Raw genomic sequence first — 15,708 nt, forward strand, 5'->3', positions numbered from 1 at the left:
ATTAGAATTAGTAACTATTTAAATTTAGTACATCTGCCATATTGTAGTAGCCAGATTGTTTATCTTTCAAAAAAGTGGAGGCAAGTAAAGCTCCACTTGCATAGCCGTCTCTGCTACCAGAATGATGAGCAACTTCAATGGTCTCGCCTTTTCCACAGAAATATGCTTTATGATCACCTATAATATCACCGCCTCTTAGAACAGAGAAGCCTATAGTTCCTGGCTTTCTTGCTCCTATATTACCATGGCGTGTCCAGGTTGCTACATCTGACAATGGAACATTCCAAGCTGATGCTATTGCCTCACCCATAGTGATTGATGTTCCTGATGGACTATCTATTTTATCTTTGTGATGAGCTTCAAATATCTCTGCATCATATCCAGAATTCAACATTTTAGCAGCTATTTCTACAAGCTTGAATGTTACGTTTACTCCAATACTCATGTTTGATGAATGAACAATAGCTATTTTTGTAGACGCATTTTTTATAGTTTTTAGCTCATCTTTACTAAATCCTGTTGTCCCAATGACAATATTGATTTTATGTTTCAAACAATATTCTAAATGCGTTAGTGTTCCATGTGGTCTTGAGAAATCTATCAAACAATTAGCTTTTTTTATTTCATCCATATCATCGCTAACTATTACTTCAGTTTTCTTTCCTAACAAAATAGCCGCATCTTTTCCAATTAAAGGGCTGCCAGGACGATCAATAGCTGCTGTTAGTTTAACGGAATTATCTTCTAGAGATGCTCTAACTAATGTTTGTCCCATTTTTCCACTGACACCAGTGATTGCTATATTCATATCTGCTCCTTGCATATTAATTAATGGATTTCAACTCTTATTCTTTTTGATCTATTGTAATTCTTTTTATTATATCAATTTTATATTCTCGCTGTTTTGGAAATTCATCTCCTGACCATTTAATTAGTTTGTCATTTTTAAAAAACACTGTAAATTGCAATATGTTTTTTTTGCCTTTATTTGTTTTGCTATATTGAATATAATTCCACTGTTCTGGTTGATAAATATTTTTTAATAAAGGAGTTCCCAGGATAGATAAAACTTGTTTTTTCGTCATTCCTATTTTTAGCATATTTTGCTGTTCTATATTAATAACGTTACCTTGTTTTATATCTTGCTTATATGGGATCGATATTTCCTTAACAACTGAACACCCTTCTAATAACAAGAAAAGTGAGATGATTAAGATGTTTTTAATGGTATTATAAAACATTTCTAATATTCTCTAATTTTTATATATTTGAAAAATTTTTTATTGTGTTAATAAGCATCTCTTTTGCATGATGTATCGTTGTTGGTGTTATTACTATCCCACCCAGCATTCTAGCAATTTCTGTTACTCTGTCATCATAAGATAGCTCTTTTATTTCAGAAGTAATATCTTGGTTCTTTTGATGTTTGCTTACTAAGAAATGATTTTTACCATAGGAAGCTACTTGTGGTAAATGTGTCACGCATAAAACTTGATTATGATTGCTTAATTGACTTAGTAATTTGCCTATGGTTTCAGCTACAGCACCTCCTATGCCACTATCTACTTCATCGAATATTATTGTTGGTACATTACTATGGTTAGTTACAACTGATATTGCTAAATATATACGTGAAAGCTCACCTCCAGAAGCAATTTTTGAAATGCCTTTAGATTCAGTTCCAGTATGAGATACTAAAAATTCAATATTGTCTATCCCATGGTTATGTTCTTTAGATCTTGTGATTTTAATATCAAAAGAACTATCTTCCATAGATAGCTCTTTCATGATCTTAGTAACTTCATTACTAAGTATAGTTGCTTTTCTACTTCTTTCTTCAGAAAGAATATTTGCTGCATGGAGGTAATTTTTTTGTGCTTCTTGTTCTTTTATTTTTATCTCATCAATATTGGTAATGTTTTTTATTGCATTGATTCTATTTATTATAGTGTCATGAAAATGCTTTAACTCATTTGGTGATATTTTTAGGCGTCTAGCTGTATCTGTAATTAGCGTCATTCTTGCTTCAAGATCATCTATTTTATTCGAATCAATTTCAATTTTGCTTATATAATTATTCAAATCATGAATTGCTTCTTTTATTGTTATTTGTGCTGAGTTTAATTCTTCATATATATTTTGTAGTCCAGGGTCTTTTAACAAAATATTGTCTATTCGTTGAATAAGAGTATTTAAAGTTCTATATATAGAAAATTCTTCTCCATCCAAATTTTTAAGAAGAAAATCACATGTATCAATTATAGTTTCAATATTAGATAGTTTGTTATATTCGTGTTGAATTTTCTGCCATTCATCCGTTGAGAATTTTATTTCTGATATTTCTTCTGCTTGCAACCTTAAAATATTTAATTCTTCTTTAAGGTTTTCTGCTAACTGTGTAGCATTATCTAGGTCTTTTCTTATTGAACGCCATACTTTCCAAAATTTTTTTGTTCTTGTTAATGGGATATCTAATTGTCCATATAGATCTAGAAGTGACCTTTGAGAATTTGTATTTAACAAATCTTGATAAGCATGTTGCCCATAAATTTTGACCAACATAGAACCTATTGTTCTTAGATTTGCAATTGTAGTAGGAGTATTGTTTATAAAAGCTTTGCTATTATTATCTTTATCTAGAGTTCTCTTTAAGTGGATTTCATGACCGATACTAAAAGCATGTTTTTCAAGCCATTCTTTTGCATTTGTTGTGATATCAAAAGAAGCTGTTACTTCAGTGTTAATAGTATTTTTTCCAATTATATTGTCTATATTTGAAACTTTGAAACCTAATACAAATGATAAAGCATCTATTATAATTGATTTTCCTGCTCCTGTTTCTCCAGAAAATACAGTAAACCCATTACTAAAAATAATTTCAGCATTTTTTACTATTATGAAATTTTGAATAAATAGATTACGTATCATAATTATTATTCTATAACGTCTGATGATATAGGCATAATATTCCAGTGAAGTTTTCTTCTTAAAGTAGAAAAGAAACTATAACCTTTTGGATGTATGAATCTTGCATTATGTTGTGATTTTTGTATTGTAATATAATCACCAGGGTGTAATTCAGATAGTGTTTGCATATCAAAATGTACGCTGGCTCCTATGTCGGTTCTTCCTACTGCAGTTAAGGTCATTTTTAATATTCCATTATAAGGAATAACAATTGGTCTATTAGACAGGGTTTGAGGCGCAACCGCTACTAAAACCATAGCGTTTAGTTCTGGGTGTAGTATTGGCCCATTAGAAGCTAAAGAATATGCCGTAGAACCAGTTGGTGTTGCTACGATCAATCCGTCAGCTCTTTGTGTGTACATAAAAGTATTATTCAATTCTACTTTTATTTCTATCATGCCGCCTATGCCTGCTCTATTTAAGACCACATCATTTAAAGCGCAGTTTGAGTAAATTTGTTGATTGTCACGCCAAACAATTCCTTCTAATAGCATTCTATTTTCAGATAAATAAGATCCTTCCATTATATGAATAATTGCTCTAAATGTTTCATCCATTGACAATGAGGTTATGAATCCTAATCTTCCATGATTAATACCTAGAATAGGAACGTTATACTTTGCTAAATGTCTAGCTGCGCTTAAAACGGTGCCATCTCCACCGGTAATGATAGCGAGAGATGCTTGTTCTCCTATTTGGCTTATGCTCGCTACATCATATTCATGAATTCCTGTGTTACAGGCAGTGGTAGATTCTATTAATATTTTTCTGCCTATATTACTTAAAGTTTTAGCAATAGCTTTTAGCGGAGTATCGAGACCAGTATCTTGGTATCTCCCAATAAGAGCAATAGTGGGGAAATGCATATGAAGTTCACTAGTATTTATTTAACTAAAAAATGTTTGGTGTTTTGTTATCTTTGTTTGTAAATATAGTCGATTAAATTGTCTATAATTTGTTATTATAGCAAATTATTGTAACTAATATTTCTATACTAGAAAATAGTAGCAATTTAATAAAGACTAATAGCTAGTTGGTTAGTAATCAATATTAGATTGTTCTGAGCAATTAAGGTATATTTAAATTTTAATTATAAACTAAGTTTAACATTTTGGTTATCAATGGATGAAAACTCTAAAGAATATAATTCTATTCTAATGTCTGCTAATAATGATCACTATGGTTTGAAAAACTCAAATCGCAATATAGGTATATTATTGGTGAATTTGGGTACACCTAAATCTACGAAAATTAATGATATTAGAGAATATATTGGATCTTTTTTGTCCGATAATCGTGTTGTTGAGTTGCCTAGGTTTATTTGGCAGATCATATTACGTACTATAGTATTGAGAACTAGGCCTAGAAAATTAAAGAAACTTTATGACAAAATATGGATGCCAGAAGGTTCTCCTTTATATGTGTATAGTAAACTGCAAGCATTGAAATTAGAGAGAATATTTCTGCAAAATAATATTAATGTTCAAATAAAGTTTTGCATGAGATATGGTTATCCATCAATTAAAGAATCTTTAGATAGTTTAATTGATGGATCTTGTGAAAAAATTTTGTTATTTCCTTTGTTTCCTCAATATTCTTCTAGTACTACTGGTAGTATAGTAGAGTATGTTGGTAGGCGTTTGATTTGCAAAAGAGATATTCCAGAGTTTAGATATATAAAAAGATTTAGCTCATCTAAATTTTACATAGATTCCTTGGTAACTAATATTCATAACTATTGGAATACGCATGGTTTTCCAAATAGTCTTGTAGTAAGTTTTCATGGTCTGCCTCAGAACTCTATTGATAAAGGAGATCCTTATTATAAGGACTGTATTGAAACGTTTACTTTATTATCAAGTCAGCTCAATTTTGACAAAAATATTATATATATAAGTTTTCAAAGCAAATTTGGTTATTCAAAATGGATAAAACCTTGTACATCAGAAATATTGGTGGATCTTGCTAATAGAGGGGTTAGTAGGGTGGATGTTGTTTGCCCAGGTTTTGTCTCAGATTGTCTAGAAACACTAGAAGAAATAAATGAGCAGTGTCGCCACTTGTTTTTGAGTTCAGGTGGAAGAGATTTTCATTATATAAATGCTTTAAATGATAATGAAGATTGGATAAATGGTCTAGAAAATCTCATTAAAACCCATATATATGATTGGGTATAGATTTATCAAATTCTTTTGACCTGAAGCGATATTAGTGTATGGTTTTTATTCTAACGAATTTTTGATGAGTCCATGATATTGGCTTATGATTTTCAAATTGGAGGTAATGATATGAATACAAAGGTTAATTCTAACGATGATCTACAAGATTTAGAGGTGGATAACAAATCCATTGATGATTTGTCACCTGAGGAACTCAATGTTTGTTTGCAGGATAAATTAGAAAAATTAGAATCAATTATTGATAATCAAAATGATAAAATTTTAAGAATTTCTGCAGAAATGGAAAATGTAAGAAAAAGGTCTCAGGAAGAATTAGTTAAAACTCGTAAATTTGCTATTGAGTCTTTTGCAGAGGGTATGGTGTCAGTAAAAGATAGCTTAGAAGCCGCCTTATTGCAAAAAAATCAAAATATTAATAGTTTAACTGAAGGAGTTTCTCTAACTTTGAAACAGCTGGATTCAGTTTTTAAAAGTAATATGTTGCAAGAAATTAGTCCTGCTTTGGGTGATAAATTTGACCCAACATTACATCAAGCTATTTCTTCTGTGAAATCTGATTATCCTGCCAATTCGGTTGTAGAAATTCTACAAAAAGGTTATGTTATAAGCGAGCGTGTTTTGCGCCCAGCTATGGTTGTTGTAGCCTCTTCAAATGATTGATTTATTTTTGAAAATGATCATAGGTAATTGTTTTTTCTAACAATTGATCTTGAAAAATATTCTTTAATCCCAAATTAAAGATCAGGAAAGTTTGTTTTACAACATTAATCAATATTACTTATTCAAGGTAAAGACGCTATGGGAAAAACTATAGGTATCGATTTAGGTACTACAAATAGCTGTGTAGCTGTTATGGATGGAAGTCAAATAAAAATAATAGAAAATGCTGAGGGCGCTCGTACTACTCCTTCTATAGTTGCCTATATGGAAGATGGCGAGATTTTAGTTGGAACTCCAGCAAAAAGGCAAGCTGTTACAAACTCAAAGAACACGGTGTATGCAAGTAAGCGTTTAATTGGAAGAAAATTTGAGGAAAAGGCTGTTCAGAAAGATATTTCTCTTATGCCTTATTCTATTGTTAAGGCTGAAAATAATGATGCATGGATAGAAATTCGTGGAAAGAAAATAGCTCCTCCACAGGTATCAGCTGAAATTTTAAGAAAAATGAAGAAAACAGCTGAGGATTACTTGGGTGAAGAAGTAACTGATGCTGTTATAACAGTGCCTGCTTATTTTAATGATAGTCAAAGACAGGCAACTAAAGATGCTGGAAAAATTGCAGGTTTAAATGTAAAAAGAATAATTAATGAGCCAACTGCTGCTGCATTGGCATTTGGTCTAGATAGATCAGAAAAAGGTGATAAGAAGATAGCAGTATATGATCTTGGCGGAGGAACTTTTGATGTTTCAATAATAGAAATAGCAGAAGTAGATGGAGAAAAACAGTTTGAAGTTTTATCTACTAATGGAGATACCTTTTTAGGTGGAGAAGATTTTGACCAGTGTATTATTGAGTATATAATAGCTGAGTTTAAAAAAGATCAAGGTCTTGATCTTTCTAAAGATATATTGGCTTTACAAAGGTTAAAAGAATCTGCAGAAAGAGCAAAAATAGAGCTTTCTTCATCCCAGCAAACTGAGATTAACTTGCCTTATATAACTGCTGATGCTTCTGGACCTAAACATCTAAATGTAAAAATCTCTAGAGCTAAGTTGGAATCTATGGTTGAAGCTCTAATAGATCGTACAATCGAGCCTTGCAAAATAGCTATTAAAGACGCAGGTCTTTCTGCTTCGGATATAGATGATGTTATTTTGGTTGGTGGTATGACACGTATGCCAAAAGTTCAGGAAAAGGTTAGAAATTTTTTTGGTAAAGAACCAAGGAAAGACATTAACCCTGATGAGGCTGTAGCTGCTGGTGCTGCTATACAAGGTTCAGTTTTATCTGGTGAAAGAAAAGATGTTCTCTTATTAGATGTTACTCCATTATCTCTCGGAATTGAAACCCTTGGTGGAGTTATGACGAAGATGATTCAGAAAAACACGACAATACCTACTAGGTATTCTCAAGTATTTTCTACAGCGGAAGATAATCAGCCTTCTGTAACAATCAAAGTATGTCAGGGAGAAAGAGAATTAGCTTCAGCTAATAAAGTTCTTGGTGAATTTAATTTGGAAGGTCTTCCTGCGGCAGCTCGTGGTACTCCACAAATAGAAGTAACTTTTGACATTGATGCCAATGGTATTTTACATGTTTCTGCAAAAGATAAAGGGACAGGTAAAGAGAAGAAGATTACTATTAAGGCTAATTCAGGATTATCTGAACAAGAAATTGAAAAGATGATTAAAGATGCTGAGGCAAATGCAGAAGAAGATCATCGTATTGCAGAATTAGCTTTATCTAGAAATCAGGCTGATAGTTTGATTCATGTTACACGTAAATCTATTTCTGAACATGGAGAAAAACTAGAACCTTCTGATAAAGAAAATATAGAGAATGCTATTAAAGATCTTGAAAATGCATTGAAAGGATCAGACAAGTCAGAGATAGATTCTAAAATGACAGCTCTTTCAATGTCGGCTCAGAAGTTAGGTGAAAAGATTTATTCTGATAATAAATCAGAAAACCACAATGAAGTTAACGAAACAGATGGTGACTCAACTTCTGACAAAGATATTGTTGATGCTGAATTTAAAGAAGTTAAGAAAGATTAATTTTCTTTATTTAAATTAAAAGTCCGAGTTTTCTCGGGCTTTTTTCATGTTAGTAGATATTTTCTTTTTTAACAAAGTCAAATTGTGTGTTGGATATGTCAAAACGTGATTTTTATGAAGTATTAGGTTTAAAGCGAAATGCATCTGAAGATGAAATAAAAAAAGCTTATCGTAAGCTGGCTATGAAATATCATCCTGATCGCAACCCCAATAATAAAGAGGCTGAAGATAATTTTAAAGAAATAAATGAAGCCTATGAAGTTCTTGGGAATTCAGAGAAAAGGTCTGCTTATGATCGCTTTGGGCATTCTTGGTCTGGGCAAAATGGATTTTCTGCTGGACAAGGGATGGAGGGTGGATTTGCAGATGCTTTTGGCGATATTTTTGGTGAAATATTTGGTTCTTCCGGTAAAAGAGATGACAGTAGTCGTTTTCGTGGATCTGACTTGAAATATGACCTAGAAATTACTCTTGAACAAGCCTCTAGTGGTTGTAATGTTGATATTCGTGTTCCTGGTTGGGATACTTGTAAAGGATGTAATGGGAAAAGATCTAAATCTGGGGATGCTCCAAAAAAATGCTCTTTATGTGGAGGAAAAGGTTCTGTAAGAATGCAACAAGGTTTTTTTAGCGTTCAACAGACATGTCATGTTTGTCGTGGAGTTGGGGAAGAAATAAGTGATCCATGTTCTGTTTGTAATGGCGTAGGGAAGACTAGTAGTAAAAAAACTTTGCAAGTGAATATCCCTATTGGTGTTGATGATGGGATGAGGATACGTTTGTCTGGTAATGGAGAGCCTGGTTTGCATGGTGGTCAACCAGGTGATTTATATGTAGAAATACATGTTAAGAAACATAAAATTTTCCAAAGAGATTCTGATAACTTGCATTGTGAATTAACAATACCATTTACTACTGCTGCTTTAGGTGGTTCTATACAAGTACCTACTTTAAATGGCAAGGCTGAGATTTCTATCCCAGAAGGAACTCAATCTGGTAAGATATTTAGGCTAAAAGGAAAGGGCATAAAGAGCATGAGATCTAGTCATACTGGTGATTTGTATTGCCATGTTATAGTAGAAATTCCTGTTAAACTTAACGAAGAACAGAAAAATATATTAAGAAATTTTGAAGTGTCTCTTAAAGATACTGGTGGTCGTCATTCACCAAACAGCAAGTCATGGACAGATAGGGTTAAGGAGTTTTTTAGTTAATTAATAATGAATTAGATTGATGATGTTATTTTAATAAGTTCTATGTATCTTGTGTGGTTGATTTGGTGCTTTTTTATATTACTTTCACGCATTACAGTTTCTAGACATTTTATTAGTTTGTGAGCTGCTTTGTGTTTATTAGTTTTTTCTGATAATTTTACGTAGGCCTCTTTGATTCCAAGAGGTTGGTTTATCATTATTTGTTCAGATATAGCAAGATGCATAGATAAATGTAGAAATGGATTATGATTTAATTCTTTAAAATTATAATCTTTTTTTGCAGAATCCCTATCTTCTAAAACTTTATGATATTCAGGATGTTCTTTTATCCATTCTATGGCTAATAATTCTATAGGAGATAAGAGTAATTGCGTTCTGGGATTGTTGAATTTTCCCCACGCCTCAATAAAAAAAAATCTGACCTGTTCTATAGAAGGATTAAACATAAAAAGCTAATTTGTTTGCTAAAAATAGAGTGATTTTACGTATATTTTTGCAATTGATTTATAATAGATTTTTTAAATTCAATTAATTATAGTAAAACATTAGTATCATTATAATATACTTCTGTGCCAAAGACTATATAATGATATTTTTCAATATTTGAAATAATTTAATTCGTCATACTAACCTTTACATGTATATTTTATTAAGGTTCTTATGATGACTTTCCTTGAATATTATTTAGAATAAGATTTTGTAATAGACAAAATTTTAATGGGAGTGTATTTATATGAGTGAGTCCAGTACTCAGAAACTTTCTGTTATGACCCTGACTGCTATGGTTGTAGGTTCTATGGTTGGTGCAGGTATTTTCTCTCTACCCCAACATTTTGGTCAAGTAACTGGGCCATTTGGAGCTTTGATTGCCTGGTCTATTTCTGGTTTCGGCATGTTAATGTTGGCTTTTGTTTTTCAGAGTTTATCTTGTAGGAAACCAGATTTAGATTCTGGAGTTCACTCTTATGCACAAGCTGGTTTTGGAGATTATTTAGGTTTTTCATCTGCCTGGGGATACTGGGCAGGCACTTGTTTAGGTAATGTGACCTACCTTATTATTATAAACTCTACGATGGGTGCGGTTTTTCCTGTTTTAGATGATGGGACTACAATATATGCAGTGTTATTGTCATCAATAGTATTATGGGCTTTTCATTTTTTAATTTTGAGGGGAATTAAAGAAGCGGACTATATTAATAATATAGTTACAATTTCTAAAATTATTCCAATCATTATGTTTTTGGTATTAGTTGCGGTTGGATTTAAACCAGAAATTTTTATGAAAAATTTTTGGGGTGGTGGAGAATTTAGTTGGTCTGGTATTTTTGAGCAGATTAGAGGAACAATGCTTGTAACTGTATTTGTGTTTTTAGGGATAGAAGGTGCAAGTGTTTATTCTCGTTATGCAAAAAATAGAAAAGATGTGGGAGTGGCAACCTTATTTGGATTTACAAGTGTTCTAATTATATTAATTTTAATCACTATGCTTTCATACGGGGTTATGGATCGTGAGGAGTTGGCTGGGTTAAGAAATCCATCAATGTCTGGTGTGCTACAAGCAGTTGTTGGTGATTGGGGGGCTGTTTTAATAGGATTTGGTTTGTTAATAGCTGTATTAGGGGCTTATCTTTCTTGGTCTTTGTTAGCGGCAGAAGTTTTGTATACGGCGGCTGCAGCTGGTACAATGCCCAAATTTTTAATGATAGAAAATAAAAATAAAGTTCCGTCTGCTGCTTTATGGATGACCAACATAACCATACAGGTCTTTCTTATTGTTACTGTTCTAGCACAGGAAGCTTTTGTTTTAGCAAGAGAACTAACTAGCTCTATGAACCTTATTCCTTATCTTTTGGTTGCTGCTTATGGATTTAAGCTATCTTTTACAGGAGAAACTTATCTTTCAAAAGATTACAAGCAAAGAAAATTTGATTTTATTTGTGGTGCTTTGGCTACCATATTTACAACTTGGTTGATATACGCGGGAGGTCTTAAGTATCTTCTTTTATCTGCTGTTTTATATGGTCCTGGTACAATCTTTTTTATCTTAACTAAAAGAGAACAAAAAACAAATAAAATTTTCTCTACTAGCGAACTTGTGCTATTTGCTATAGCAATGATAGGTGCTTTCATTGCTATATTTAATTTAGTGAAAGGTAATATAGTTATATAGTATTTTATGAATTTACACACTAACCTTAGAGAATAAATTCATTATAACTACCCCCAGTACTATCATAGATATTCCTATGATAGCTGGGGTGTCGAGTTTTTGTTTGAAAAAAAAAGCTCCTATTATTGAAACTAAAACTATTCCAACTCCGCACCATATGGCATAAGCAACTCCTACTGGTATTTCTTCAAGAGTTAGTGATAAAAAGTATGTTGATATAAAATAGAATGTGCATGTGAATAAAGAAGGCCAAAGTTTGGTGAATCCAATAGAATTTTTTAATGCTATTGTTGCCATTAGTTCAGTAATAATTGCAATAGATAAATAGATAAATTTCATTTAAGATCTTATTCTTTGTTGTATTAATATTACTACAGCTCCGGTACCACCTTCATGTTTAGAAGCCTCTGAAAATGCTTGAACTTTTTCTATTTGAACTAGCCATGATGGCATTTTTTGTTTTAAAATTGGTCCTATATTACTATTAGAGCCATAGCCTTTTCCATGAATGATTTTTATACATCGCATGTTTTTTTGATAGCATTCCTGAATAAATTTATTTAAAATTTCTCTTGCGCTATCTACTTTTAAACCATGTAAGTCTAATATTGCTTTTATAGGCCATTTGCCGTTTTTTAAGTTTTTTGCAATATTAGGGTCTGAATTATTTCTAATAAAAGATTTTCCATCGTCAGATAACACATGAGACATTTCTAATTCATCAGAAATATCGCATTTAATTATATCATAATTACTTGAGTTTTTCTTAATAGTAGAATTGAATCTATTGGTTTTGATTTTTGTTACATAATGTTTATCTGAGTTTTTATTTTCTGTTAGATATTTTCTTTTAAAATCTTCTATTTTTAATAATTTTATCCTACCCATTATTCTCTAGCCATTTTTGTGCATCTAAAGCTGCCATGCAACCTGTTCCTGCGCTAGTTATTGCTTGTCTATATATGCTGTCTTGTACATCTCCTGCAGCAAAAATTCCTGGTATTGAAGTCATTGTTTGAAAATTTTCAGATCCTTTTTTGGTTACTAAGTATCCATTAACCATGTCAATTTTATTTTTGAATACTGAAGTATTTGGATTATGCCCTATTGCTATAAATACTCCATCTAATATTAATTCTTCTTCTTTATTTGATTTTGAATTTATTATTCTTGCTCCTGTGACACCATGTTCATCTCCAATTATTTCACTGATATTGTAAAATGTTTTTACGCTTATCAATCCTTCTTGAGATTTTTTTCTAATTTTTTCTAGAAGAATAGCTTCGGCTTTGAATTTATCATGCCTGTGTATTAAAGTTACTTTATTGCATATTGTAGATAAATATAAGGCATCTTCTATAGCAGTATTTCCTCCTCCTACTACCAGTACATTTTTGTTTTTATAAAATGGTCCATCACAAGTTGCGCAGTATGAGACACCTAAACCATTATATCTTTCTTCAGATTTAATATTAAGTTTTTTTGCAGAAGCGCCTGTTGCTATAATGACTGTTTGGCAGGCATAATTACATCCACTATCAGTTTTTACTATAAAAGGCCTTTTTGAAAAATCTACATCTATCATAATGTCTGAAATTACTTTAACATTAAATTTATTGACATGTTTTGAAAATAGATCCATAAGTCCTGGCCCGTCTATTCCTTCTATAGTTGGCCAATTCTCTATTTCTAATGTGTTCATTAGTTGACCTCCTTTATCTAAGCCTGTAATAATAATTGGGTCTAGATTAGCTCTTGCTGCATAGATAGCTGCTGTATATCCAGCAGGTCCAGAGCCAATTATGAGGACTTTAGTATTTTTAGTATTTGTAGACATGGCATTACCTTTTTAAGTTTCAATAATTATATAAATCATAATTTTACATATGTTTCGACGATATAAAATATTTAATATGTTTTTACAAGTGCTAGCTAGCTTTAGAAAAAAAATTTCTTTGATAAAATTTTCTACTACTTTATATGAAGTTTGTTTTCTTTCTTTAATTATTTTAACTATTTGGTTATCAATAAGCTTGTTTACTTGGAGTTCTGAAGATCATAAATTGCTCTCAGATAATCTTTATTTTGCTTTGAAAAATCAGGGTGGTATTGTAGGTTTTTATTTTTCCAGCTTTTTATTAAAATTTTTTGGTTTCTCTTCTTATTGGTTTGTGTTTTTGTTATCTTATTTTATTATTAATTTATATAGATTAATATATTTTAACTTATCTAATATTGAAACAAGTAATTTCTCATTAAGAAAAAACAATTTTTTAAAAACAATTGTTGGTTTTGCTTTCATTTTAGTAGGTTCTTTAGGTATAGAGTCATTATATGTCACTTTCTTTTGTTCATATATGCCTATAACATTTGTTGATATTTGTATTTCTGGTTGTTTATTAGGTAACTTAATAACAAATTATGTTTATTTTTCATTCGGATTACTATCTACAAAGTTATATTTTTTTGCTTTGTTATCAATAGGATTTAGCTTATTTTTTTCTTTTTCTTGGTTTGTTTTTTTTAGATCATTAGTAACTAATTTTTTTTGTCTGACTTGTAATATTAAATATAGATTTATTTGTCTCGCTTGCTGGTTATTAAAATTAATAAAAGGCATAAGGATCAAAAGATCTAATAATAAAAAAGATGTTTTTTTAAGTAGTGAGTCAAATTCAATTAAAGTTATAAAAGATAAAAATATTAGAGAAATAGAAAGTAATTCAAATGATGGTAGTAATTCAAGTGAGGATAGCAATTTAAGTTCATATGTTGAAGAGGATTTTGTAGAAAAGGCAAGTGATAATAATGTTTCAGATTCCAAAAGCAACACAAATATCATAGAATCTTATAAAGATAAAACCTCTTATGACAAAAAATCTCCAGATCTTAGTTTATTAGATATGCCAGATAATAGTCCATGTTATGTCACAGATGAGATCATAGAGTCTACTTCTGAATTAATAGAAAAAAAACTTTCTGATTTCGGAGTCTCTGTAAAGGTAGTTCTTGCAAAGGCTGGTCCGGTTGTAACAAGATACGAGATTGAGCCTAATATAGGTGTAAAAGGCAGTCAGATTGTCAATTTGTCTCGTGATTTGGCTCGTGCCCTTAGTGTTGCAAGTATCAGAGTTGTAGAAACAATACCAGGAAAAAATTTGATGGGGTTAGAATTACCCAACCCTAAACGTCAATCTGTTAGCCTACATGAAATTTTAGAATCTTCTTTATATCAAAATAGTAATTCTGTATTAACTATGGCTCTTGGTAAAGATATTGCTGGAAATCCGGTTATAGCTGATTTGTCAAAAATGCCCCATTTGTTAGTTGCAGGAACGACAGGATCAGGAAAGTCAGTTGGTATAAATGCTATGATCATATCTTTGTTATATAAATCTGATGCATCTCAAATTAGATTGATTTTAATAGATCCTAAAATGTTAGAGATGAGTGTATATGAAGGAATACCTCATTTATTGACTAACGTTGTTACAGATATGAAAAAAGCAGCTAATGCTCTGAGATGGTGTGTTGGAGAAATGGAAAGAAGATATCGATTGATGAGCAAATTAGGCGTTCGTAATTTGTCTGGCTATAATGAGAAAATTATAGCTTCTTTTAACAATGGCAATGGCATAAAAAATCCATTTTCTATTAGCACTGATAATCCAGAATTTCTACAGGTTATGCCATCGATAGTTGTTGTTATTGATGAGTTAGCTGACTTAATGATGGTAGTAGGAAAGAAAATAGAAGAATTAATAGCTCGTTTGGCACAGAAAGCTAGAGCTGCAGGTATACACTTAATTCTTGCTACACAAAGACCTAGTGTTGACGTTATTACAGGATTGATTAAGGCAAATATCCCTACACGTATAGCTTTTCAGGTTTCTTCAAAAATAGATTCACGTACTATTTTAGATCAATCTGGAGCAGAAAACTTATTGGGCCAGGGAGATATGTTATATCTACCTCCTGGGGTAGGTTTTCCTGTCAGAGTACATGGTGCTTTTGTTAGTGATAATGAAGTCCATAGGGTAGTTGAATATTTTAAATCACAAGGAGAAGCTAATTATGTTGAAGGAATCCTTGATGCTGAGCCTTATGATAACAATTCTGATTCTGCAAATAGTATCACTGGCATAGAAGACAATGAGTCAGATCCAATGTATGATAGTGCTTGCGACATTATTATAAAACATAAAAGAGCCTCTATATCTCTAGTTCAGCGTCATTTAAGAATTGGGTACAATCGTGCAGCAAGATTATTAGAACAAATGGAAAAGGCAGGTATGGTTTCTAAAATGCATTCAAATGGAAATAGGGACATACTAATTTCTACAGATGGTAAGGATGAGTGAAATTTTGTATATGTTTTTGTTTTGATTTTTTCAAAATACAAATCAAAGAAATATGATTTTTATCAGTTTTTTTATCTTGTTTGTTTTAAATATAAAAT

Annotated in this window: 14 protein-coding genes; 6 read left to right on the plus strand and 8 right to left on the minus strand. The window is 31.4% G+C overall.

Annotation, left to right across the window (positions count from 1 at the left end):
* Positions 1–7: 7 nt before the first annotated feature.
* The 4 genes from dapB to CKCE_RS00435 are packed head-to-tail and all read right to left on the minus strand — an operon-like array spanning position 8 to position 3,833.
* A complete protein-coding gene (dapB, locus tag CKCE_RS00420) occupies positions 8–808 on the minus strand; it encodes a 4-hydroxy-tetrahydrodipicolinate reductase (RefSeq protein ID WP_041572074.1) in 801 nt (266 codons plus the stop codon).
* Positions 809–845: 37 nt separating this feature from the next.
* Complete coding sequence (locus CKCE_RS00425) at positions 846–1,241, minus strand: outer membrane protein assembly factor BamE (protein WP_015389140.1); 396 nt, start codon at positions 1,239–1,241, stop codon at positions 846–848.
* Between the two features lie 19 nt (positions 1,242–1,260).
* Positions 1,261–2,928, minus strand: coding sequence for a DNA repair protein RecN (gene recN, locus CKCE_RS00430; RefSeq protein ID WP_015238347.1), 1,668 nt, complete (start codon positions 2,926–2,928; stop codon positions 1,261–1,263).
* Positions 2,929–2,933: 5 nt separating this feature from the next.
* Positions 2,934–3,833 (minus strand): NAD kinase, encoded by a 900-nt coding sequence (locus CKCE_RS00435; RefSeq protein WP_015238348.1) that lies wholly within the window; start codon positions 3,831–3,833, stop codon positions 2,934–2,936.
* 255 nt (positions 3,834–4,088) lie between these two features.
* Between CKCE_RS00435 and hemH the strand changes: the two genes are divergently transcribed.
* The 4 genes from hemH to dnaJ all read left to right on the plus strand — a co-directional run bounded on the left by hemH (position 4,089) and on the right by dnaJ (position 9,079).
* Positions 4,089–5,144 carry a ferrochelatase gene (hemH, locus tag CKCE_RS00440; RefSeq protein WP_015238349.1) on the plus strand — a complete coding sequence of 352 codons (1,056 nt, stop codon included), beginning with the start codon at positions 4,089–4,091 and terminating at the stop codon, positions 5,142–5,144.
* 72 nt (positions 5,145–5,216) lie between these two features.
* Positions 5,217–5,807 carry a nucleotide exchange factor GrpE gene (gene grpE, locus CKCE_RS00445; RefSeq protein ID WP_015238350.1) on the plus strand — a complete coding sequence of 197 codons (591 nt, stop codon included), beginning with the start codon at positions 5,217–5,219 and terminating at the stop codon, positions 5,805–5,807.
* 138 nt (positions 5,808–5,945) lie between these two features.
* On the plus strand, positions 5,946–7,865 hold the full coding sequence (gene dnaK / locus CKCE_RS00450) for a molecular chaperone DnaK (RefSeq protein WP_015238351.1): 1,920 nt from the start codon (positions 5,946–5,948) through the stop codon (positions 7,863–7,865).
* Positions 7,866–7,960: 95 nt separating this feature from the next.
* Positions 7,961–9,079: a molecular chaperone DnaJ gene (gene dnaJ, locus CKCE_RS00455; protein ID WP_015238352.1), complete on the plus strand. Its 1,119-nt coding sequence runs from the start codon at positions 7,961–7,963 to the stop codon at positions 9,077–9,079.
* An 11-nt stretch (positions 9,080–9,090) separates the two neighbouring features.
* On the opposite strand, the gene CKCE_RS00460 is transcribed toward dnaJ, so the two are convergent.
* Positions 9,091–9,525: a DUF1841 family protein gene (locus CKCE_RS00460; protein WP_015238353.1), complete on the minus strand. Its 435-nt coding sequence runs from the start codon at positions 9,523–9,525 to the stop codon at positions 9,091–9,093.
* A gap of 287 nt (positions 9,526–9,812) precedes the next feature.
* On the opposite strand from CKCE_RS00460, the gene CKCE_RS00465 reads away from it, so the two are divergent.
* Entirely contained in the window at positions 9,813–11,249 is a 1,437-nt protein-coding gene (locus CKCE_RS00465; protein ID WP_015238354.1) for a basic amino acid/polyamine antiporter, read from the plus strand.
* 12 nt (positions 11,250–11,261) lie between these two features.
* Here the strand turns inward: CKCE_RS00465 and CKCE_RS00470 are convergent, their stop codons facing one another.
* From CKCE_RS00470 to trxB, 3 genes are read right to left on the minus strand one after another with little or no spacing between them, the layout of a single operon-like run.
* A complete protein-coding gene (locus CKCE_RS00470) occupies positions 11,262–11,588 on the minus strand; it encodes a DMT family transporter (protein ID WP_015389138.1) in 327 nt (108 codons plus the stop codon).
* Complete coding sequence (locus CKCE_RS00475; protein ID WP_015238356.1) at positions 11,589–12,137, minus strand: Smr/MutS family protein; 549 nt, start codon at positions 12,135–12,137, stop codon at positions 11,589–11,591.
* Positions 12,130–13,086 carry a thioredoxin-disulfide reductase gene (trxB, locus tag CKCE_RS00480; protein ID WP_015238357.1) on the minus strand — a complete coding sequence of 319 codons (957 nt, stop codon included), beginning with the start codon at positions 13,084–13,086 and terminating at the stop codon, positions 12,130–12,132. Before trxB ends, CKCE_RS00475 begins: the two co-directional genes overlap by 8 nt.
* A gap of 76 nt (positions 13,087–13,162) precedes the next feature.
* Between trxB and CKCE_RS04075 the strand changes: the two genes are divergently transcribed.
* On the plus strand, positions 13,163–15,610 hold the full coding sequence (locus CKCE_RS04075) for an FtsK/SpoIIIE family DNA translocase (RefSeq protein ID WP_015238358.1): 2,448 nt from the start codon (positions 13,163–13,165) through the stop codon (positions 15,608–15,610).
* Positions 15,611–15,708: the final 98 nt, after the last annotated feature.

This window comes from Candidatus Kinetoplastibacterium crithidii (ex Angomonas deanei ATCC 30255), assembly GCF_000319225.1.
Classification (GTDB): domain Bacteria; phylum Pseudomonadota; class Gammaproteobacteria; order Burkholderiales; family Burkholderiaceae_B; genus Kinetoplastidibacterium; species Kinetoplastidibacterium crithidii_B.